This window comes from Bacillus sp. Marseille-Q3570 (genome assembly GCF_946151055.1).
Classification (GTDB): domain Bacteria; phylum Bacillota; class Bacilli; order Bacillales; family Fictibacillaceae; genus Pseudalkalibacillus.
Window position 1 is genome coordinate 100,983 of record NZ_CAMGYZ010000001.1, and the last position, 21,274, is coordinate 122,256.

Consider the following 21,274-nt stretch of genomic DNA (forward strand, 5'->3'; position numbering starts at 1 on the left):
TAACTAGTATTAACTAACAATGGGGGTTGTTAGATGTATAATCACCGTAAAGACATACCATTTGATCAGGTACCGGTTTTTGAAGATGTAAAGAATGATAATAAGTTGAATGATTCTGTACTTGATTATCAAAATGGATCAGTGCAATCAGAGGCATTCTCCTATGACTACTCCATGTCCATTCCTTTAGATCAGGTTCCTTACAAACCGCATGATGAATGAAAAAGATGACCTTATCGGTCATCCTTTTTCGTGAAATTAAAATTGGGTTGCGATTTGTTTTGCTTCTTCGATCGCTTTCGATTTGATCTCTTCGGCTTTTTCTGGCATTGCTGCATGGCCTTCGATAATGATCGAATTCATGTCTTTTACGCCCAGGAATCCCATGACATTGCGGATATAACGATCGCCCATCTCGAGTTCGGCAGCCGGACCCTCTGAATAGATTCCTCCGCGCGCCTGGATATGGAGAGCTTTTTTATCATCCAACAGCCCTACTGGACCATCTTCTGTATATTTGAACGTAGATCCTGCGATTGCAACACAGTCTATATACGCTTTCATTTTTGGAGGGACACTGAAATTCCACAGTGGTGTGACGAACACATACTTATCTGCCTTCTTGAACTGTTCGGTAAGCACGTTGATCCGTCTCACTTTATCCTGTTCATCAGCGCTTAATTGATCATAAGCATGTCCTTGTTGAAGCTTTCCCCATCCACTGAAAACATCAGTATCAATATAAGGAAGGTCATATTCATATAGATCCAGACGAATCACTTCATCATCAGGGTTCGCCTCGCGGTAAGCATTGATGAATTCTTCTCCTGCCGCTAGTCCAAATGATTCTTCTGCAGTTTTTGGGTTTGCTGTGATGTACAATACTTCTGCCATTTGTATTTCCTCCTGTAGTTTATTGGGTTACTTTTAATAAGTAGCTCCTTTTTACATAGTGATAGTACCATGCCAGCTGAATAAAACAAAATAGTTTGCTCATCGTTTTTTATTGAATGAAGAATATCAGTACAAAAAGAAAAAGCTGGTACTCCCAGCTCTCTAGAATATAGGCAGACCATCCAAGTTATTATCCCTTCGGTTATCAGGGTTAGAGCGGATATATGTTTCTCCGTCCTCTTCCCTTACTACACTCACACCCTCAATCATCTCATTATCGACTTCTTTGATTGCATCTTCATATGATAATTCTCGGCCAGAGCTTGTTTGGAACATCTGGATCTTACCATTTTCATCTTTACGTACACCAGTAAAATGTTCTTTACCCATTACCAAAACCTCCTTATATTTCCTATTGTTTTCGAGATTCAGAATAATATTCTCGAAACAGTCGTCAATGCTCATAACAAAACCACCACTGCTTAATGTGATGGTTGTTGAACTTATATATTAAAAATGATTATCACAGTTATCGCCACGAATGCCAGCAACAGTCCAATAATGGTCCCACCGATGATTGATTTCCTCGTATATCCTTTAAAAGCTTCTGAAGTGACTGCATGATCAATTTTTCTATGTTGAAACCATTTTTCTGCATTTACAAAAAGAAACAGGATAATTACAAACCCTGTTATGAAACGCCAGTCCGTTTGTATAGCGGATCCTTCAGCATTACGCATAAAGTAAGATTGGAAGAACATGCACGCGGAAACAAATGCCTGCAGGATGAGCTGTGATTTATACTGTCGATTAAGCTTTGGTTTCTGTCATACCCCTGACTTTGGGATACCGTAATTTCACAAACACTTCTTCATTCGATTTTATTTCTTTTTCACATTCGAGCATTTCGGTTTAATCATAAACACGTTTTGTAATCTCCTTCCGTAACTTAACATTATATACGAATGAATCGAATTAGGGTTTCACATGTTGAGACCTAGATGGAGGTACTGTGATGAGTATGGAGTTATTGGCACGTAAAATTGGCGATGTAAACGGTGATGGAGTACCTGATCTCGTTTACCTGACAGGGACACGGCCTTTTCCTGATAGTCCTTTTCGAGAGAATATCACATTATGGATTCAGGATGGAAAGACCAGAAGAATATATCAATTACCGTTAAAAACATCCATGGGTTATCAGCCGTCTCTCTTCTTAGGTGATTTTACTGGAAATAGGATTGACGATATCTTTATCAATATGTTTTCAGGTGGATCCGGTGGACTCACATATAATTATGTTTATTCGTTCGTACAAAACGACCCGAAAATCCTCTTTGATTATGAGGTTTTCAATGACTTGTATCATTATAAAGTGGACTATCTAGACGGCTTTAAGGTGAAAGTGACAGGGATTGAAACAGGAAATTCATTCATAATAGATATCCAGTACAAAGGTAAGGAATATTTAGACCAATTATATGATGAAGATGGAAAGCTCAAAAATCCTGTTGAGGGTTCTGTCAATGCCCTTGGCGGGTTATATCCAGTCGATTTTCAAGGAATTGGTGTTTACGATCTGCTGGCTTATCAACGGATTATTGGATTATATAACGCGGATGGTCTAGGTTGGTTGAATACGTACTTGAGGTGGAAGGAATCAACCTTTGAACCGTACAACCAGACAATCCAGATTTTTTAAATTGGTTGTGTTCGTTTTTATTATAATTTCTACAAAATGCACTTTCTGCAAGGCTCTTAAGTCTTCCCACTGAGGTCTAGCCTGGATTGTTTTTCTTGTAGGAGTGTCACGAATATGGCATAGAGAAATCTTTATCCAACAAAATGTTTTAATGAACCATACTAAGGTAATAGATACTTCAAGATTCCCCCAAAAATCTAAATATCAAAACTACTTGGCATTAAAGGAGATTGACTATGCTGAAAACAGAGAGCAGATATCTATTAACGAAAGAAGCTATTGAAGAGGGGACCGATCTCCCTGGATGGTTATTAAAAGAATATAAAACATTCAGCCAGATTGTAAACGATCCGACGTTCCCTTGTTATTTCGGGAGGACGGCCCAACACAATGGGGAACTACGCTATTCTTACATTGAACATAACAATTGGGCTTACTTGCCAGGAGCTGTCGAGAGTTTCCTAAGCTTGTTCGAGGAACCTGATCCAAAAAGACATGGACTCTTCATTTTTGTGGAACCAGAAAGTACAGAAAAGTCACTTGAATACTACCGGTCATACTTCTGGGACATCTTGCAGTATTTGCATCATAACGATCGTTTCACATGGCCGCATGGAGCACCAAAAGACCCAGATCACTTTTTGTGGGACTTCCATTTCGCAGGTGAACCGATCTTTACCTTTGGCAATGCTCCGGCCTATAAACAAAGGAAAACGAGGAATTTAGGAAACAGTTTGATTCTAGGCTTTCAACCTCGTCAAATTTTCCAGGGACTCGAAGGAACAGAAAAAGGTGGGATCATGTCACGTGAAAAAGTGAGAGCACGAGTGGAAAAATGGGACGGCCTTCCAAAACATCCTGATATCAGCCATTACGGAGATCCTGAACATAATGAATGGAAACAATCGTTCATTGGAGATGATATTGAGCCTATAAAAGGAAAATGCCCTTTCCATCATAAAGACAGTTAATCGCAATGAATTTCGAACAATAAAATAACATGGAATGGAATCATTATTTGGGTTTTGCGATATTGGACAAAGGGAAATGTACAATATCGTCGAGATGGAGGTTATGGATATGAAGGGAATAGCAATAGGAAGCAGTATTCATTGCAGCACAGAATATTCAAGGCTCATAAAGGTACTGATGGTAAAGCCATCTTTTATGGAAATTAATGATGCCATCAATGAAACTCAAAAACATTACCAAGAAACCAACATTGACACCTCACTCGCTATACAACAGCATGATACATTCGTACATGAACTGAATCAGCATGGAGTCGAGGTCACCTTACTTCCTGCTGAACCGCATTTACATGAACAGGTTTTCTCAAGGGACATTGGATTTACAATTCACGATCAGCTATTCCTGTGTTCAATGCGGGAAAGAGTCCGCCAGGAGGAAACGACAATATTGAAAGACTGGCTTCAAGAGAATTCACTCCCTTTTCATAATACTTTTCCTGGATATATTGAGGGCGGTGATGTGGTGATCGATGGTTCTACCATTTGGGTGGGAAAAAGTGGACGCACATCACTTGAGGCACTTGAGCACCTTTATAAGCGTCTCCCTTCTTACCGTATCGAACTGTTAAAGCTCAGGAGTGATATTCTTCATCTTGATTGTGTGTTCAACATCATCAGTGATCATACAGCACTTGTTTACCCTGAAGCTTTTGCAACGAAGGATTTAAGAAAAATCAAATCCAGGTTTGAGATCATACCTGTAACGAAAGAAGAGCAGTTTCACATGGGACCGAACGTACTTTCCATAGGGAATAGAAAAATCATCAGCCTCCCACAGAATGAAAGATTGAACCAGTTGATGGAATCTAAAGGGTTTAAAATCATCCCAGTTGATTTTTCCGAAATCATTAAATCAGGTGGATCATTTCGATGCTGTACGCTTCCTCTGCAAAGAGAATAATAAAACATAAAGAAAACTTGGCGAGGCCAAGCCTTTTGTAGGTCGAGCCTTAGTTGCCCTTATACTGAAGAAAGAATTATATACTTTCTTTAAGTGTAAGATTAGGGTTGTCTCAAACATAGGACAACCCTTTTTCAAAAAACGCATTAAATGAAGTCATTTTTCAAAATTGAAAACATATATAAATCATCAAATTTTCCACATGTATATTCGTAATGCCGAAGCAAGCCTTCTCTTATGAAACCATGCTTTTCCACCAGTTTTTGTGAGGGGAGATTGTCAGGTTCGATCAAAGCCTCAATTCTTTCCAATCGATAGTAATCATACCCATATTTCACCACAGCACGTAATGCTTCACCAGCAATTCCTCTGCCCCAAAATTCTTTGCTTAATTCGAATCCGACTTCTGCTCGATAATGTTTGGGCACCATATTAAGAAATCCACAACTCCCGATGACCTTTCCAACATCTTTAAGCGTAATCCCCCATCTGATCCCGCTGCCTTCCTCAAGGATAGAGGTATACCACTTGATTTCATCTAACACGTCTGCAACTGTCTGAGAAGGTGGCAACCCCATGTGTTTCACAACTTCTCCATCAGATAGATAACGGAACATATCTTCAGCATCTTCTGGAATTACTTGTCTTAATATCAATCTATTCGTTTCTATTATCGGAACTTCTATCACCATTTCTTTCACTCTCTCTATTGACTAACATGAAATCTCTCTTAACTATCGAAGGTGCTCTAATGCTTTTTGTAAATCAATATCTTGCTTTATATGATCAGGACTCCAGGGAATATAAATATCAGGCTGAATACCAACCCCGCTCATCCCTTTTCCTTCATCGACTTTTGATAATTTCGTAGTTGGATACCAAAGCTCGAATTTATTATCCCATCTCATCACAGCAAGGTTGGAATAGTCATTCAAACCTAATGTCGGACGTCCAAGTACAGTAACTTTTCTTGAGTTTTTACATAACTCTACAAATGAATCGCCCGAACTACCACAATACACATCTGTTAGTAAAATAATTTTTTCAGGACCGGGTTTTGTTTTCAAAAATAAACTTTCTTCCACATCACTGAAATCCAATTCAACAAACCCTTTACCTTTATTCTCATCTAAAGTATTGATCATCATATCAATTTGATATCTTGTGGTCGCATCTTCAATTGTAGAAAAAGCATTCTTAAGGAATTTCGTTCGTAGTTCAACATTACGGTTTGTACAATTCGTCAACATTACACCATCATCAAAGCTTTTTATATCAATGACATCTCCATCAAAAAGATAAGGAAGCAATTCAAAGTAGGCTAGATCACTTCCACCTTTGTTCACCCTTACATCGATAATGAGATTTTTGCGATTTGCTAAAAGGGACTTGTTATCATTTACTAATTTTAATAGTGCATCATGATTCATAAAGTCTGTGAGTTTTAGTAATATTGTATCCTTTGTTATCTCTTCTAGTGAATACTCAGGTTGGAATGGTTCTTTTTCATACTTTCCAAGCTCAATATCGAATCTGTTCCCAGTTTCATTCGTTATAGAAGCACTCTTGTACTTTGAAAGGATATCATTCCAGTTCTCTCTTTCTGCTTCTTTTTCCATCAATCTTCTTTTATGGATCCCAACCAAATCAGAAATTGCAATCCCATCTAACGCTGTAATAACGTCCCCAGGTTTTACTCTATTCTCCTTTCCCGTGGCTACTACATAGAGCAAATCATTGTATCTTCTAACCGTAAACCCCACCTCATAATGGGTATTTTTATTTTCATCAGTATATTTAAAACTCATATGTAAGTCATTAAAATCAAGCAAGTAGTCTTGTACAATTTGCACAAACGTTTCATCACTATTTTCTTCAACGTTCAATTTCATGATCTGATCCCGATAAAAGGCGGGGTTGTCCCATCCCTCTTTATCCATGCATCCAGAATAATCATTATGTAGAATATGTACAACTTCATCAAATATTGTCAGATACAATCTATTTCCTCCTTATTACCACCTATGAAGCTATGTCTTTACTTTCTGAAACCGGAACATCGATAAATTTAAAATAAGGAAATACGATCCCAATAATAGCGGCAGTAGAGATAATAGTACCGATTATTATAAACAATGGTCTTATCCCCCATATTTCACTAACCGCCGCTCCAACTAAAACACCCAAAGGCATTACTCCCCGGATGATCACTAATCTGACAGATAAAACTTTTCCCATCAAACGATCAGGGACGGTTTGTTGGTTGATGGTTGTATTATGTACATTGAAAAATGCCATGGCGACCCCTGCAACAACTTCAACAAAGACCGCAATATAAATGCTATTGATAATCCCTAATGACACGTATGTCAGTCCACCTACCACAAGTGACCCCAACATTAAGGTTCTTCTGCTCTTGTATTTGAACTTTCCTACAAGCAGTGACCCGATCACATATCCTAAGGGAAAGCCTGCCATAAATACCCCATAATCATCGTAGTTTCCATTAAGTACATCGATAATATAAGGTAAATTAATCACCATTGTAACGCCAACACCGAATTGAACAAAACCAAGAAATATACCTAGCCACACAATTCGCCGTTCTTGAAAGAAATAGGTGATCCCTTCAGTAAATTGTTTCAACCAGGTCGATCGAACCTCTATTGTCTGCCGGTGTTCTTTAACCCATAATAATGAACAACCACTGATGGATAAAGAAATTATTACGAATAGCAAAGTTAACTTTATCCCAATGTATTCAATTACAATCCCACCAGAAACAGGTGCTAAAAACATCATAAGGCGAGAAGTACCATCAATATATGCGTTTGCTGTACTTAATTGTGTTTTCGAAACCACTGTAGGAGTTATTGCCTGACTGGCTGGTACATATAAAGGGGCTAGTAATCCAATGACAATTTGAACAGCATAAATATGCGATGGGCTCAGCATTCCAATTGTTAAAGATAATAAAGGAACTAAAAAGATAGCTGCCCTTGTCCACTGTGATAGAATCATAATCCATTTTCTACTCCATCTATCAATGAAAGGTCCACTGACAAGCTGAAGAATGATGGAAGGAAGAAAATAGAGTAGCCACATACTGCCAAGAGCAAGCTTCGATCCTGTCATATCATAAATCAATATAGCGTTGCAAAATGTTCCGAAGGCTCCTGCTAAACCGGATATTGCAGTTCCTAACCATAATGAGATAAATCCACGGTTTTTTAAAACACTTTTCCCCATAAGTCCCCCCTTCATTTGATTGGTGAAATCGTTGTATGGTCAAATAAAGAAAACTTGGCAAAACCAAGCCCAAGCGCAGGATGAGCCTTAGTACCTCGAAAAAGCAATTGTTTCCCTTCGTACGGTGTATTGCTTCTGGAGCCACCAGCTTGCGCCCTTCTATAGAAGAAAATTCATCCTTTCTTTAAATGTAAAATAAAGCTGACCATCACCCTTCACCATAATATTCTGCGAAATGTAGAAATCCAGTCTTTTTAACAAGATAGTTTCGTAATTCACCCTGGGTAGCTTTTTCAATGGGAGGGGTCGTCAAGGTATAAGCTTTCGCATTCAGCTGATAAAATCTATTTTTATCTATTTCATTATGAAAATCATCTTCAATAATACCTGAAGTTATCGCAGCCTTTGGATAACCCATCAGAAAAACTTTAGTTCTCAATGCCATAGTTGGTGTTGAGTGCAAGAGCAGGAATACCACTACTATTACAATCATGACATTAATCGATTTTTTCAATATCACACCTGCCTCACAATTGATCTATTGAACTTCTACTTAGAAATCGATTTATTATAAGGGTGAAAAGAAAGATCCTGTCAGCGTTCATTGCCCCTTTTAAAATTACCCGTTATCTTTGCCATGATTAATTGGGAGGTTTTTCGTTTTCCGCAGCATTCATTTTTTTTAAAAACTTCTCTCCATCTTTCCCTTTCAAGGTTTTCACTTGTTTGCCATAATACTCTATAAAAACAATATCATTTTTAGTGAGCCGATAACTGAAAGGTTGTTCATCTAAACGATTTCTTTTATCAATATTGTCCATGTAGTCCCCCATATAGTTCGAGTAGTGTATCCGATTATCTTATTTTTACAATTTCTCTTTAACTGATAAGACCACATCAGCATTGAATTCGCCATCTACTATAAATAAACAAGTAAAACAATATCCCCTTTTTAAACTTTAACATAATTTTCCTTTCTATTGGATTAAATTTCGCGTAAAGAAAACTTGGTAAAGAGAAGTCATAGGTGGTTGAGACTTAGGTGAACGTATATTATTTTCTCTAAATGTAAGAAAGAGGACTGTCCAATAATTTTGGATCAGTCCTCCACGTCTTCATGCTTTCGTCCTGTACTCTACATTATGCTTCTTCAACGTTTCATCTTGACCAAACAAGAAGTGCTTATCCATGTTGGGTGAGTATTTTGAATTCGGAGCAATACGGCCGACTGCTTCAGCCACCGCGCGAATCATAGCTGGAGAAGCTCCACAACATAACCCGATAAAACCGATACCCGTTTCATAATGAGCTTTCTTCGCCCATTCAGCAAGTTCATAACGGTTGTGATACAGCGGGTCCAGAGAAGTAGGAAATGTCGTTTCAGTCGGTATCGAGCAGCTGCATCCACCATCAGGCAAGTTGAAAAAGGTAGGGTGCTCTTCTGTCGTCCTATACGGGAGCGGAAGTGCTGCAAGGTAACCATCTGTCTTTTCTCGAATCTTTTCAAGATGTGGCTGCATCGTTTCAGGTCCTCTGAAGCAGTTCATCCCTACTACCAGTGCACCGTTTTGTTCGAGAATTTTGCATGAATCTTCCACTGTGTAATCATCCCGAAGGACACCTTCACCCATCAATCCTAAAGAAATTACGGCATCAAGTCCGCTCTTTTTTATTTCTTCAAGGGCGATCAACGCTTCCTCATGATAGTAGAACGTTTCACCTAAGATGAAATCTACATCTTCATCGACACACCATTCCACCATTTCTGCAAACATTGATCTGACCTCATCCTTGGACGAATCATCCTCGGGATCGAAAACATTCGTATTGGATATGTTCCCTGCTACCAGTGCAGGTTCTTCAGGGTGCTCTTCCGCAATTTTTTTTGCGGAACGGATGGCTTGCCTGCTTAAGTTTTCAACTAGATCCTCTTTCCCGATGATCCGCATTTTTTCACGGTGAGCATTATATGTGAAAGCGACGATGACATCAGATCCAGCGTTCATGAAATCACGATATGCCTGCTCCAGTGCTTGTGTGTTTTCTATTGCAACCTCTGGAACAAATGAACCTGCCTGAAGGTAACCACGTCGTTCTAGTTCGAATAAATAGCCTTCTCCACAAATCACAGGTCCGTCGTCCAGACGTTGTCTTAATGTACGTTTCTCTCCACTCAATGGTACTCACCTCTTCAACTTTTCTTTTCCCAGAAACTCGTGCATTCTTCGAGCAGTTTTTGTTTTTCTGGTTCATTTATCGTCATCCGCTTGATTTTTTGCCGGCAGTCGAAAAGATAATCCATGTATTCCTCATATGTTGAATCATAGGTCTGTGCCAGTTCATCTCTTATTCTTTTTGCTATTATTGGACTAGCACCGCCTGTCGATACGGCGATTGTTAGTCTGCCTCTTGATAGTTTTGCAGGAACAGAGAAGTTTCCAGTTCCTGGATCATCGACCACATTGACTAGTTGATTTTTTCGAGTTTGTGCAGCAATACACTGATTCACATCAGGATCATTTGTTGCAGCGATTACAACAAACGCGTCCTGATAGTCTTCAGCTTCCGCTTGTTTTTTTATCCAGTTTATCTGCTCTCGCTGCACCAGCTTTTTTACATTTTCATTTACACGAGGACTTACAACCGTTACCTTCGCCCCGGCTTCCACGAGTGACTTGATTTTACGATTTGCTACCTTTCCGCCTCCAATGACGACTGCGTCTTTACCTTCGAGATCCAGCATGATCGGGTAATGGCTCATACGCCAACACCAATCAATTCCTGGACCCGTTCGGAAACTACTTCCTGAAGGTTAGGATGATAACCGAGGTAGTCACATAAAATGAAATCCTGATTTTCTGTTGTCAATTTTCGGATCGTCTTTTCCATACTTTTCATCAAAATCCCTGTAAACAAGAGATAGGGTACGACCAACACTTGTTTATGACCATATCGCATTGTTTGTTCAAGTCCTTCTTCAAAACTTGGTTCAGCTGCAGCTAAAAAGGATGTTTCAACTCTTTTGAACCGATGCTTTTCATATAATCGATCTGCAATCTCTCGTAAATCCCTTGTCACATCCGGATCACTGCTTCCTCTTCCGACTAGAAGGACCATTGCATCGTCAATCGGTTTTACCTTGTCATAGATCCGTTCGATTAAAATATCAATGATTTTCTCATGTACACCGAACGGACGCCCATAGGTGATTGAGATAGCTGGATACAGACTTTGCAACCGTACCAGTTCCATAGGGATGTCCTTTTTCGCATGTCCTGCTGTAAGCAACAAAATCGGTATTATTGCAATACTCGTTGCACCACGTTCAACACAACGTTTGAACCCTACTTCGATGGACGGGTGTGCCAATTCGAGAAAGCTGATTTCCTGAATCGGGATGGACTGATGTTCCATACTTTGTTTCATGAACTGCGCAGCCTGGTTCCTTGCTTCTTCAACTCTGCTCCCATGACCGACGTATAAGATAGCTTGCATCTCTTTCCTCCATCTTAAAAAGCGACTTTCTTCTGCAATTCACTTTCTGGTTCAATCAAACGTTCGAACCAATTGAGCTTATCGCGAAGACGGACAACCTCACCGACGATGATCATACTGGGGTTTTTGATTTCATTTTGTTCGACGACATCGACGATCGTCTCTAATGTTCCAGTTACGGTCTGCTGTTCTCCAATGGTTCCCCAATGCACTAAGGCGACCGGTGTCTCGCTGGGACGTCCGTGTTTAGTAAGTTGTGCACAAATATAAGGCAGGTTTTTGACTCCCATATAGATCGCGAGTGTATCAATTCCTTTTGCAAGACTTTCCCAGCGCAAATCATCCTCTTCTTTATCCTTACGGCGGTGGCCTGTCACAAAAGCGAACGTTGAACTATGTTCGCGATGTGTAACCGGTATACCCGCATAAGCAGGAGCGGCAATGCCTGAAGTGATTCCTGGGACGATTTCAAACTCCAATCCGTGCTTTGCCAACGCTTCCGCTTCTTCCCCGCCCCTGCCGTATACGAACGGATCACCGCCTTTCAATCTCGTGACGGTTTTTCCTTTCAATCCATTCTTTACGAGAAAATGATTGATTGTTTCCTGTTTCATTAAATGATAGTCTGGCAGTTTTCCGCAATAAATCAGTTCAGCATCCTCTTTTGCATAGTTCAACAATTCTTTATTGATAAGCCGATCATAAAGAATGACATCTGCTTCTTCTATGCACTTCATACCTTTGACCGTGATCAATCCTGGATCCCCCGGCCCGGCTCCTACTAGATAGACTTTACCCATTTCATCCTCTCCTTCACATGGTCAACTGCCTCTCAAAATCGTTTCTTGCTCATGCAGGACAAATCCGTTTCCCTTTCGTATTTTCTTCTTCTCATATAGTGAAATATCATCCACTTCTGGTAATCTCAAAAAATACTTTTCAAGCTCTACTTCTACAAGACGGAAAGCCGCCTCGTCATTCTCCGCTGCAATGATTACTGGAATGACATCTGTATCCGTCGTCACTTCGAATCTATATAAGTCCATTCTACATCGCTCCTATCATGAAACATTCGCTGTCACATTTCCTAGAATCTGGTCCAATTCTTCTTGAAGCGGCTCGATACCTTGACGCCCTACAAAATCATAGAAGGATTCACCTGGTAATTTCTCCTTCTTAAAATAGGTGATAAATTCATTAAGGACCGCAGGAAGGTGTTCGCCGTCAATCTTACCTTTCAGTTTCTCATTGAACTTTCCGCCATGATTCAAAGTGCCGCCGACATAGATTTCAAACGCTTCAATCATTCCTTTTTCCTTCGATTTCATTTTGATGCCTTGTAATCCGATATCAGCAATCTGACGTTGCCCGCATGAATTCGGGCACCCGACCATATGAAGCCTCAAAGGGACATCTACCCTGATCTGTTCATCCAAATATTCTGCAATCCGGCGCATCCGCTCTTTTGTTTCCACTAATGCCAGGTTGCAAAATTCAATACCTGTGCATGATACAGAATACGCGATGAAACGCTTCGGCTCGATCGTGATCCTTTCAAATATCTTTTCTTGTAAAAGCGCATCTACTTTCTCATCCGGAATGTTCGGAATGATGATATTTTGAGAGTTGCAAGTCCGGATCTCCCCATTGCCGTATTGTTTAGAAATTTTTGCGATCTCCAATACTTCATCTGCGTCCAACCGGCCGACCGGAACGTTGAAACCGATATAATTCAGCCCGTCCTGTATTTGTTTATGCACACCGTAGAAGTAGCCGGCATTCCAATCTTTTTGGACATCTTCACCTTTTGAAGGCAAATGGCCCGTTAATTCTATTAATTTTTCCTTGAATTCTTCAGGTCCCCAGTCAGCTACGAGGAACTTCAATCGAGCACGATGACGCTTTTCCCTGTACCCGTAATCTCTGAAGATCTTCGTAATCGCAATTGCAGTCTCTTTCACGTTTTCAGGTCGAATGAAGACATCCAACGTTTCTGCGAGGTATGGTCTTGCTGCCAGACCACCGCCGACTTTCACATGAAACCCTTTCACTTCTTCCCCATCGATGTCTTTTACAGCCGGGGTAAATGACAAGCAATTGATTTCAGCATTCGAGGCATTGTGGACATTCGTACTGATCGAGACTTTGTATTTACGCGGAAGGTTCGAAAAGTCCTTGTTGTGCTGAAAATACTCATAAACCTCTCTCACAATCGGTTCTGTATCGAACAACTCATTCGGATCAATGCCGGCGAGAGGATTCCCGACAATATTACGTGTGATATCACCGCAAGCACCTGCAGATGATAAACCTACCTTTGTAAGCCGGTTGAAAATATCCGGAATGTTCTCGATTTGGAGCCAGTGGAACTGGATTGCCTGCCGCGTCGTTACATCGAAGACCCCTCGACCGTAATCCTTACAGATTGATGCCAGCGTTTCTGCTTGTTCATAATTCAAGACTCCAGACGGAACATTGATCCGCATCATGAAATAGCCGTCTTGTTTAGGGCGTTGCAAGTACAATCCTGCCCATTTGAATGAATCCCACTCCTCCTTCGGGATCGATTCGAAACCATTTTCGGCGTAATACGGAATATCTTCAAAAATTTCCAGACCGTCTTTCTCAAGCTTCTTCAATTCTGTCTTATTCAGCTTTTCATTGTCTGCCCAGAACTTTTCGTATGCCATTCGAGCATCCTCCTCTTTAAAATAAGTTCTTTTCTTTCAAATAGCCGATTACCTGATCGGCACATTCTTCCACAGAATAGCGGTTTGTTTCAATGACCAGTTCAGGAGCTTCTGGTTCCTCATATGGTGAACTTACACCTGTGAACTCAGGTATCTCCCCTTTCCTTGCCTTCTCATAAAGTCCTTTTGGATCCCTGGTTTCACATTCGTCCAATGGACATTTCACATAGACTTCTATGAATTCATCAGCTTCGACCATTTCCCGAACTCGATCTCGATCAGCCTGGAAAGGTGATATGAAGGCTGTGATAGCAAATTGCCCACTATCGACAAACAGTTTTGCAACTTCTCCAATCCGACGGATATTCTCCTGCCTATCTTCTACTGAAAATCCGAGTCCACTGTTCAAGCCGTGGCGGATGTTGTCTCCGTCCAACACGTAACTTCGTAAGCCTTTTCCATGAAGTTTCCAATCTACCGCGTTTGCAAGCGTCGACTTGCCTGACCCTGATAATCCTGTAAACCAGATAATACTGCTAGTTTGTTTATTCAACCGCCGGCGATCATGTTTTGAAACAGCCGTTTCATGCCATGTAATGTCTTGAATTGCCATATATTTCACTCCTTCTGTTGATCATGTTGTTATCGGTTCTCGTTGTAACCCTTTGATCAAGACTTCAGCCACTTCTGGGCGGCTGAATGTACTCGGTGGGGTCGATCCATTTCTTAGAAGCTCCCTCACCTTCGTCCCTGACAACACGACATGATGTTCTTTGTCGTGCGGGCAAGTTTTCGTCGAAGCCATGTTTTCGCATTTTTCACAGTAAAAGCTGTGCTCGAAAAACAATGTTTCAATTCCTAATTCTGATTTTGTGAAATGACTGAATATCTTTTGGGCATCATAGGTGCCGTAATAGTCACCGACACCCGCATGGTCCCTGCCGACGATGAAATGTGTACAGCCGAAATTCTTGCGGACCAGTGCATGGAAAATTGCTTCTCTCGGACCGGCATACCGCATGGCTGCAGGGAATACTGCTAAAAACACTCGATCACCTGGATAGTAATTTTCAAGCAGGACCTCGTAACTTTCCAATCTCACATCCGCTGGAATATCGTCCGCTTTTGTTTCCCCGACAAGCGGGTTCAGAAACAGACCATCTACCGTTTCAAGAGCGGATTTTTGAATATATTCATGTGCACGATGCACAGGATTCCTTGTTTGGAAACCGACGACAGTTTCCCATCCTAGGTTTTCAAACTGTTCCCGCGTTTGTTTCGGGTCAAGATAATAATTGGAGAATCGATCTTTGACTGGGCGTCTGACGAGATGGATCGGGCCACCTATGTATACATTGGGCCGCTCAAGTAGTTTTTTAACACCAGGATGAGCAGTTTCTGCCGTCTTGTATACGTGTACAGCCTCCCGTAGCTTATCGGGAACGTACTTTTCATTGACTTCGATCACCCCATATACAGTTCCATCTTTCACGAGCTTGATCCGCTCTCCGACTTGTAATTCTGCTGCTTTTTCCTCACTGACAGGTAGTGTAATCGGAATACTCCAAGGCAGACCATTTTCAAGTCTCAAATTATTGACGACACTTTCATAGTCTTTTTCTCCAAGAAAACCTTCGAGTGGACTATACGCCCCGATTGCGATCAGTTCAAGATCGCTCAAGGCTGTACCATCCAATTCAATTTCTTTTTCCAGAGACTCGTAATCAAAGGCGAGATCGATTTGATTGATCAATTTCCCTCCATGTGGAATGCTTGTGCTCATACTAAATTCCTCCTCCTTGTTCATGTATGGTACGTTTTTCTGCTTTGATCGTTTTGATCAGACTCAGTGAACCGACTGTTGCGATGAAAACACTTCCGATCACACTGATTGTGTAAAAATCACTATCTAATAGGACCTTGACCATCCCGTAGGCAATCACAAGTGAAAAGACTGGGGAGACGACCCAAACTTTGACCATTTGCAAAATGATGTTCTTTTGCAGGAACGAAAATCCATTCTGTCCAGTTCCGATCCCGATGATGGCAGAAGTTGTGATTTGGGTCAGCGGGACGGGAATGCCGAAAACGGATGCTATGATGACCAATCCGGCACCTGTACCTGATATCGCACTTCCTTCTAGAAGTGAGAATTTGGTAATACGTTTCCCATTGGTCTCCAACACCTTCCCTCCAAAGAAGATGGCTCCTAATGCGATGAATGCACCTCCTAGCAATGTTCCATGTGAGATTGAGAGCAATCCAGCTCCGACCAATGGGCCAATCGCATTGGCAACATTGTTCATCCCTGCTGAAAAGGCTTCAAGAAAACCCATGAGGATCAACAATACGGTTAAACACTTCTTCCATCTCCCCTCAAGGAAAGCACCATATCTTTCTTGAATGATTTGGATCAACTTCCCCATCACCAACGCAAACAGGAAAGCGATGATTGGAATCAGGATCCAGAACATCACCACGGTCATTAGGGATTCCACATACAGCGATTGGTAAGCTAAGCCTACTCCGACAACTGATCCGACAGTTACTTCACTTGTTGATAACGGAATCCCGATAAGATTTGCAATTGCCAGTGATATGGTTGCTGCCCCAAGAATGATGACGGCCGTTTGAATCGTGATAAGCTCAGAAGGTACAATTCCTGAACCGATCGTTTTTACGACCTCACCTCCACCAATGACCGCTCCTAGAAAAACACCTGTACCACATAAGGCCAATGCAATGATTTTCCTATTGATCGCACCTGACCCGTAAGAAACACCCATGGAGGCAGCAGCCCCACTTGCTCCCATATTCATGGCGAAAAAGAAGGCGACGATAAACGCGATCACTATCATCTAAGATTCCTCCTCATCCGGATGGATGAAGACCACATTCAGTCTTTTTCAAATTCGTCCATCGCCCCGCCCGTAAATCTGCTCCATCCTCCGTCGGCAAGGTGCATTTCTCACAGCCGATGCTTGGATAACCCTGGTCATGCAGGACGTTGTAAGGGAGGTCATAGGTATGAATGTATCGCCAGACATCTTTCCAGGACCAGTGAATCAATGGACAAACTTTGATAGCTTGGAACTTTTCATCTTTATTGATGAATTCCGTCTTTCTTCTCGTAGGTGATTGCTCTCTTCTAAGCCCCGATATCCAGGCCTTGTGGCCGGACAATGCTTGTGTAAGTGGAACAATCTTGCGAATATGGCAGCATCGGTTCGGATCTCGTTCCCAGAGGCTGTCTCCATATTCTTCAGCTTGTTCTTCCACTGTCAGTTCAGGTTTTTTCAGATCAATTTGTAATTTGGGATAACGAGCTTTCACCCTATCAATCAAATCATAGGTTTCTGTGAAGTGAAGTCGTGTATCAAGGAAAACGATTTTCGCCTCAGGATTCACCTTCGAAATCAAATCAATCAATACGATACCTTCAGCACCAAAACTGCACGCATAGATGATATCCTCTTCATACAAGTCATAAGCCCACTCTAGAACGTTTAAAGCCCCTTTGGTTTCATTATCGATTGAGATCTCCAGGTTGTTGTCAGACCATGTTTCATACGATAATAATTGTGCCAATTTCAATCCCTCCTATCTCTTCTGTGAAAAAGAAAGAGGCAACTCTAACCTGGTCAAAGGTTAAAGTCGCCTCTAGTTTGTCTAGTCAGCAGCCTTTTCGTTTCTTCAAATCTTTACATGTAAAAAAGCCTTCCAAATTGGAAGACTTTCAGGCTAATAACGTTTCACCTTATCTACCAAAATGGGAATCCATTTTGCTGGATTTAGCACCTTGCATCATGCAGGTTGCCGGACATCATTGGGCCAGGTCCCTCCGTCACTCTGGATAAGATTTAATTTGATTATTATTCTAACTATTCCAATAAGGAAAGTCAACAACCTTTTTTAAATGTTTTGATTATTTTTGCTGTTAGAGCTCTAAATCCCTGTAAAGTACTGGACAGAACGGTTATGAGACTTCGACTGTTTTTCTTTCTTCAAGTTCAAATGCTTCATGCAAGCATTCCACTGCAGAAATCATTGCGGTGCTAGACACGATCGTAGAGACCTTGATCTCGGATGTACTGACCATCTTGATTTTGATCCCATCAGAAGATATTACGTTAAACATTTTTGCAGCAACGCCTGGATTGGAAATCATCCCTGAACCTACGATTGAAACTTTCGCAAGGTCACCTTCATACGTAATATGGTCATAATTCAACTCTGGCTGATATTCACTCAATACTTCCAACGCCTGATTGAGCACCTCTGAATCCAATGAAAAAGAGATATCCGTCGCTTCTTTGCCGTTGGTGTTCTGGATGATGATGTCTACATTGATTTTTTGATCTGAAAGAATCGTGAACAATTTTGCTAAAGTATGGATATCGTCTTGTAACCCATGAACGGTCACTTTTGTTACATTACTCTCAAACGCAATTCCTCGCACTGTAAGATTGCCTTCCATTGAAACTTCCTCCTCTATCATGGTGCCGGTTTCTTTTTCAATACTTGAACGGACCTCTAGCTTAACGTTGTAATTTTTAGCGAATTCGACAGACCGTGGGTGTAATACTCCTGCGCCAAGGTTAGCCATTTCAAGCATTTCATCATAGGAGATCGATTCCAACTTCCTGGCTCCTTTAACAACTCTTGGATCGGTCGTATATACCCCTGTGACATCCGTATAGATCTCGCACTTTTCCGCTTTTAAAGAAGCGGCTAGTGCTACAGCTGTCGTATCAGATCCACCACGGCCGAGCGTCGCGATTTCCTCTTCATCAGTCAAACCCTGGAATCCAGCGACGATGACAATGTTTCCTTCTGCCAGGTGTCCATTGATTCGCTTATTGTTGATGTCTAAAATCCTTGCATTCCCATGTGCAGCTTCCGTTTTGATACCAGCTTGCCACCCAGTAAGTGAGACAGATTGATACCCTTTCTGTTGTAAAGCCATTGCCAACAACGACATTGAAACTTGTTCTCCTGTCGATACGAGCATATCAAGCTCTCTTTTTGAGGGATTATCAGAAATGTCATTTGCCATTTGAATAAGATGATCCGTACTTTTTCCCATTGCTGAAACAACTACGACTACGTCTTTTCCCTGATTGTAAGTATCAATGACACGACCAGCCACATTTTGAATTCGTTCGATCGATCCTACAGATGTTCCACCATATTTTTGTACGATTAATGCCATGATTCCATTCCTTTCATGTTGTGAAATAAAAAGATCGACTCAATAGAAGTGTGACGGACGTTCATCCGCAACCATTGTTTAAATGGTTGAAATAAAACAAATCGTCAGACTTGAGAGTCGATCCTCAAACGTCTGCCACACTTATTCCCTTTACGTGAGATAGTCCTCCATACGCCAGCAGGGAGCATGGTCGTATGACAGCCCTGTACTTATTCAATACAGGTCCAGCCGGATGTTCGTTGAGATGACAATCCAGCTTCGGCGAATTCCCCTTTCCTTTTGCACTCCTTAGAGCCCAACCTCTTCATGCAAAATACTAATGGTCTTCGCGCCTCTACCATCACTTCAAACTTGCATGAAGTGTGGCCTTTAAATTTAATTGTTTGTTATTCTATCAGAAACACGACAATGAAACAAGCTTTTTTTCAAAATGGGAAATTCGTTGGAGAAGATGTTCTGTATCTTTATAAAAAATGCTCTTTTATAGTGCTGAACATCAACTACATAGTATTCTAGAACTAAAAACAGTGGTCTTGATTAGATTTCAGGTGTTTGAACGTCATAAAAAGAATTTACAAAACAAGAGGCTGCCCTTTTGGACAACCCTTTTAGAAATCATATTCTTCGACGATTTTCTTCGTGATCAATTTATACCCTTTTTTATTGGGATGCAGGGAATCACTGAAATACTCGGTGGACTTTTCCTGGAATAGCTCGTTCGTCGATATGAATTTCACACGAGGATAATGACTGACGAGCTCCTGGCTTGTAACATTCCATTCTTCAATCACTTGCTCTATTTTTGCAGATGAAGGATATGGATTATAAAGGCCGAGAAATAAAATAGGTGCGTCCGGATTTTCCTCCCGAATAATCGTCATGATATCTATTACATTTTTTTCATAATCGGCTTTTCCTGCTTTCAACCGTTCTTCATAAATAGGCAGGAGATTGTTGCCGTTACTTTTGATGACATCATTCGTACCAATAAAAACGATGAAATAGTCCGCGTCGTCTAAATTGTCTTTAACATCTGTATGCTGAAGCTGATAAAGCAGCCCATCAGTTTGTTGGTTGGGTATTCCATAATTCTGGACAGTAACTGCACCATCATGATGGTCTGAAAGCAGTGTTTGAAGATCATCGACATATCCGCTACCCATATCATCACCAACACCATAGGTAAGGGAATCCCCTAATGCTACCAAATTTGTGCTTTTCTTTGTTTTGGCTTCTTGCTTCTGATTCATAGCAATAATTCCTGCGATTGCTGATAGGAATAATATAATGCTAATGGTATATATTAATATTTTTTTCATAGGCTCCTCCTAAAGGTTAACCCTTCCCTTTTACTATAGGGATTAAACCTACTGCTACATAGGAGAAGCTGTTTAAGACGATATATTTGAATACATGCTTTTATGCAAAAATAAATTATCTTCCTATATCTTTTCCAAAAGCGCTTTATTTTCGTTTTCAAAAAAATAAGCTTCATTTGAACCGAGCACCGATAATTTTTGAGGGGTTGCATAAACGGCGGTGCCTTCTGGTATTGCAATGATGTGAGTGTCAAAGCCATCCACATATTCGTAGAGTTTCAGATCACTTTTTTCTTGATAGTGACACCATACCGAATGCCCATTAATAAGATTCAAAGCATGAAGGTTACCGTTTTCCATATCATCCATGACTGTGATTTTTTTCCCTAGAATGTTGGCACCTGCACTTTGACCGTATATAGTTCCTCCAGCTTCATGATAATGGGTCAATACCTCATCAAATGCTGTTTCTTTGAACTTTTTCAATATACGCATAGGGTCTCCACCACTTATATATACAGCTGAAAATTGCATGACATCATCAAAGGTTTTCTCTCTGAGATCAGTCCACATCTTTATTTCACTCGCTCCTAGTGGATTGAACATACTTTTCACATAATCCAGACAACGATCATAAGTTCTGAACTCGGGATCACCTGCAAGGGGGATATAAAGAAGCGGTTTCCCAGAATCAATCTTTTGGATGAAATATTCATTTATCTCACGTGTCTGTTCGGCATTTCCGCCTCCAGAAAGGAATAATCCTCCCATAAAAGTCCCC

At 40.9% G+C, this 21,274-nt stretch carries 23 protein-coding genes, 1 pseudogene and 2 riboswitches; of the genes and pseudogenes, 4 read left to right on the forward strand and 20 right to left on the reverse strand.

The genetic code is table 11. From position 1 onward, the window contains the following. Positions 1-33: 33 nt before the first annotated feature. Complete coding sequence (locus N8M93_RS00490; RefSeq protein ID WP_261128996.1) at positions 34-222, forward strand: hypothetical protein; 189 nt, start codon at positions 34-36, stop codon at positions 220-222. A 36-nt stretch (positions 223-258) separates the two neighbouring features. Here the strand turns inward: N8M93_RS00490 and N8M93_RS00495 are convergent, their stop codons facing one another. After that, positions 259-894, reverse strand: a complete 636-nt coding sequence (locus N8M93_RS00495) for an FMN-dependent NADH-azoreductase (RefSeq protein WP_261129001.1) — start codon at positions 892-894, stop codon at positions 259-261. Between the two features lie 162 nt (positions 895-1,056). Beyond that, positions 1,057-1,284, reverse strand: a complete 228-nt coding sequence (locus tag N8M93_RS00500; protein ID WP_261129006.1) for a DUF3892 domain-containing protein — start codon at positions 1,282-1,284, stop codon at positions 1,057-1,059. 625 nt (positions 1,285-1,909) lie between these two features. On the opposite strand from N8M93_RS00500, the gene N8M93_RS00505 reads away from it, so the two are divergent. The 3 genes from N8M93_RS00505 (at position 1,910) to N8M93_RS00515 (ending at position 4,528) form a co-directional block, all read left to right on the forward strand. After that, entirely contained in the window at positions 1,910-2,596 is a 687-nt protein-coding gene (locus N8M93_RS00505) for an FG-GAP-like repeat-containing protein (protein ID WP_261129008.1), read from the forward strand. A gap of 236 nt (positions 2,597-2,832) precedes the next feature. Then, entirely contained in the window at positions 2,833-3,567 is a 735-nt protein-coding gene (locus tag N8M93_RS00510; RefSeq protein ID WP_261129009.1) for a YqcI/YcgG family protein, read from the forward strand. A 109-nt stretch (positions 3,568-3,676) separates the two neighbouring features. Continuing rightward, complete coding sequence (locus N8M93_RS00515; protein WP_261129010.1) at positions 3,677-4,528, forward strand: dimethylarginine dimethylaminohydrolase family protein; 852 nt, start codon at positions 3,677-3,679, stop codon at positions 4,526-4,528. A 146-nt stretch (positions 4,529-4,674) separates the two neighbouring features. On the opposite strand, the gene N8M93_RS00520 is transcribed toward N8M93_RS00515, so the two are convergent. From N8M93_RS00520 to N8M93_RS00605, 18 genes and pseudogenes are all read right to left on the reverse strand, one after another. Beyond that, complete coding sequence (locus N8M93_RS00520) at positions 4,675-5,217, reverse strand: GNAT family N-acetyltransferase (protein WP_261129661.1); 543 nt, start codon at positions 5,215-5,217, stop codon at positions 4,675-4,677. A gap of 45 nt (positions 5,218-5,262) precedes the next feature. Beyond that, entirely contained in the window at positions 5,263-6,528 is a 1,266-nt protein-coding gene (locus N8M93_RS00525) for a S41 family peptidase (protein ID WP_261129011.1), read from the reverse strand. A 22-nt stretch (positions 6,529-6,550) separates the two neighbouring features. Further along, positions 6,551-7,777, reverse strand: coding sequence for an MFS transporter (locus tag N8M93_RS00530; RefSeq protein WP_261129012.1), 1,227 nt, complete (start codon positions 7,775-7,777; stop codon positions 6,551-6,553). Positions 7,778-7,985: 208 nt separating this feature from the next. Beyond that, positions 7,986-8,291 carry a hypothetical protein gene (locus N8M93_RS00535; RefSeq protein WP_261129013.1) on the reverse strand — a complete coding sequence of 102 codons (306 nt, stop codon included), beginning with the start codon at positions 8,289-8,291 and terminating at the stop codon, positions 7,986-7,988. An 80-nt stretch (positions 8,292-8,371) separates the two neighbouring features. Further along, a pseudogene (locus N8M93_RS00540) lies at positions 8,372-8,598 on the reverse strand (hypothetical protein). 294 nt (positions 8,599-8,892) lie between these two features. After that, positions 8,893-9,954 carry a homocysteine S-methyltransferase family protein gene (locus N8M93_RS00545; protein WP_261129014.1) on the reverse strand — a complete coding sequence of 354 codons (1,062 nt, stop codon included), beginning with the start codon at positions 9,952-9,954 and terminating at the stop codon, positions 8,893-8,895. A gap of 14 nt (positions 9,955-9,968) precedes the next feature. Beyond that, positions 9,969-10,538, reverse strand: a complete 570-nt coding sequence (locus N8M93_RS00550) for an NAD(P)-binding protein (RefSeq protein WP_261129015.1) — start codon at positions 10,536-10,538, stop codon at positions 9,969-9,971. Next, positions 10,535-11,272, reverse strand: coding sequence for a sirohydrochlorin chelatase (locus tag N8M93_RS00555; protein WP_261129016.1), 738 nt, complete (start codon positions 11,270-11,272; stop codon positions 10,535-10,537). The genes N8M93_RS00550 and N8M93_RS00555 overlap by 4 nt, the downstream gene beginning before the upstream one ends. A 14-nt stretch (positions 11,273-11,286) precedes the next feature. Next, positions 11,287-12,072: a uroporphyrinogen-III C-methyltransferase gene (cobA, locus tag N8M93_RS00560; RefSeq protein WP_261129017.1), complete on the reverse strand. Its 786-nt coding sequence runs from the start codon at positions 12,070-12,072 to the stop codon at positions 11,287-11,289. 21 nt (positions 12,073-12,093) lie between these two features. Continuing rightward, positions 12,094-12,318, reverse strand: coding sequence for a DUF3906 family protein (locus N8M93_RS00565; protein WP_261129018.1), 225 nt, complete (start codon positions 12,316-12,318; stop codon positions 12,094-12,096). 15 nt (positions 12,319-12,333) lie between these two features. Further along, a complete protein-coding gene (locus N8M93_RS00570) occupies positions 12,334-13,962 on the reverse strand; it encodes a nitrite/sulfite reductase (RefSeq protein WP_261129019.1) in 1,629 nt (542 codons plus the stop codon). Positions 13,963-13,978: 16 nt separating this feature from the next. Next, a complete protein-coding gene (gene cysC, locus N8M93_RS00575; protein ID WP_261129020.1) occupies positions 13,979-14,575 on the reverse strand; it encodes an adenylyl-sulfate kinase in 597 nt (198 codons plus the stop codon). Between the two features lie 21 nt (positions 14,576-14,596). After that, positions 14,597-15,745 (reverse strand): sulfate adenylyltransferase, encoded by a 1,149-nt coding sequence (sat, locus tag N8M93_RS00580; RefSeq protein ID WP_261129022.1) that lies wholly within the window; start codon positions 15,743-15,745, stop codon positions 14,597-14,599. Between the two features lies 1 nt (position 15,746). Next, entirely contained in the window at positions 15,747-16,820 is a 1,074-nt protein-coding gene (locus N8M93_RS00585) for an inorganic phosphate transporter (RefSeq protein ID WP_261129024.1), read from the reverse strand. A 13-nt stretch (positions 16,821-16,833) separates the two neighbouring features. After that, positions 16,834-17,550 (reverse strand): phosphoadenylyl-sulfate reductase, encoded by a 717-nt coding sequence (locus tag N8M93_RS00590; RefSeq protein WP_261129026.1) that lies wholly within the window; start codon positions 17,548-17,550, stop codon positions 16,834-16,836. 166 nt (positions 17,551-17,716) lie between these two features. Next, positions 17,717-17,822: riboswitch (SAM riboswitch) on the reverse strand. 116 nt (positions 17,823-17,938) lie between these two features. Beyond that, a complete protein-coding gene (locus N8M93_RS00595; RefSeq protein WP_261129027.1) occupies positions 17,939-19,174 on the reverse strand; it encodes an aspartate kinase in 1,236 nt (411 codons plus the stop codon). Between the two features lie 152 nt (positions 19,175-19,326). After that, positions 19,327-19,519, reverse strand: a riboswitch (Lysine riboswitch). Positions 19,520-19,782: 263 nt separating this feature from the next. Beyond that, positions 19,783-20,493: a GDSL-type esterase/lipase family protein gene (locus N8M93_RS00600; protein WP_261129028.1), complete on the reverse strand. Its 711-nt coding sequence runs from the start codon at positions 20,491-20,493 to the stop codon at positions 19,783-19,785. Positions 20,494-20,616: 123 nt separating this feature from the next. After that, positions 20,617-21,264, reverse strand: coding sequence for a Type 1 glutamine amidotransferase-like domain-containing protein (locus N8M93_RS00605; RefSeq protein WP_261129030.1), 648 nt, complete (start codon positions 21,262-21,264; stop codon positions 20,617-20,619). Positions 21,265-21,274: the final 10 nt, after the last annotated feature.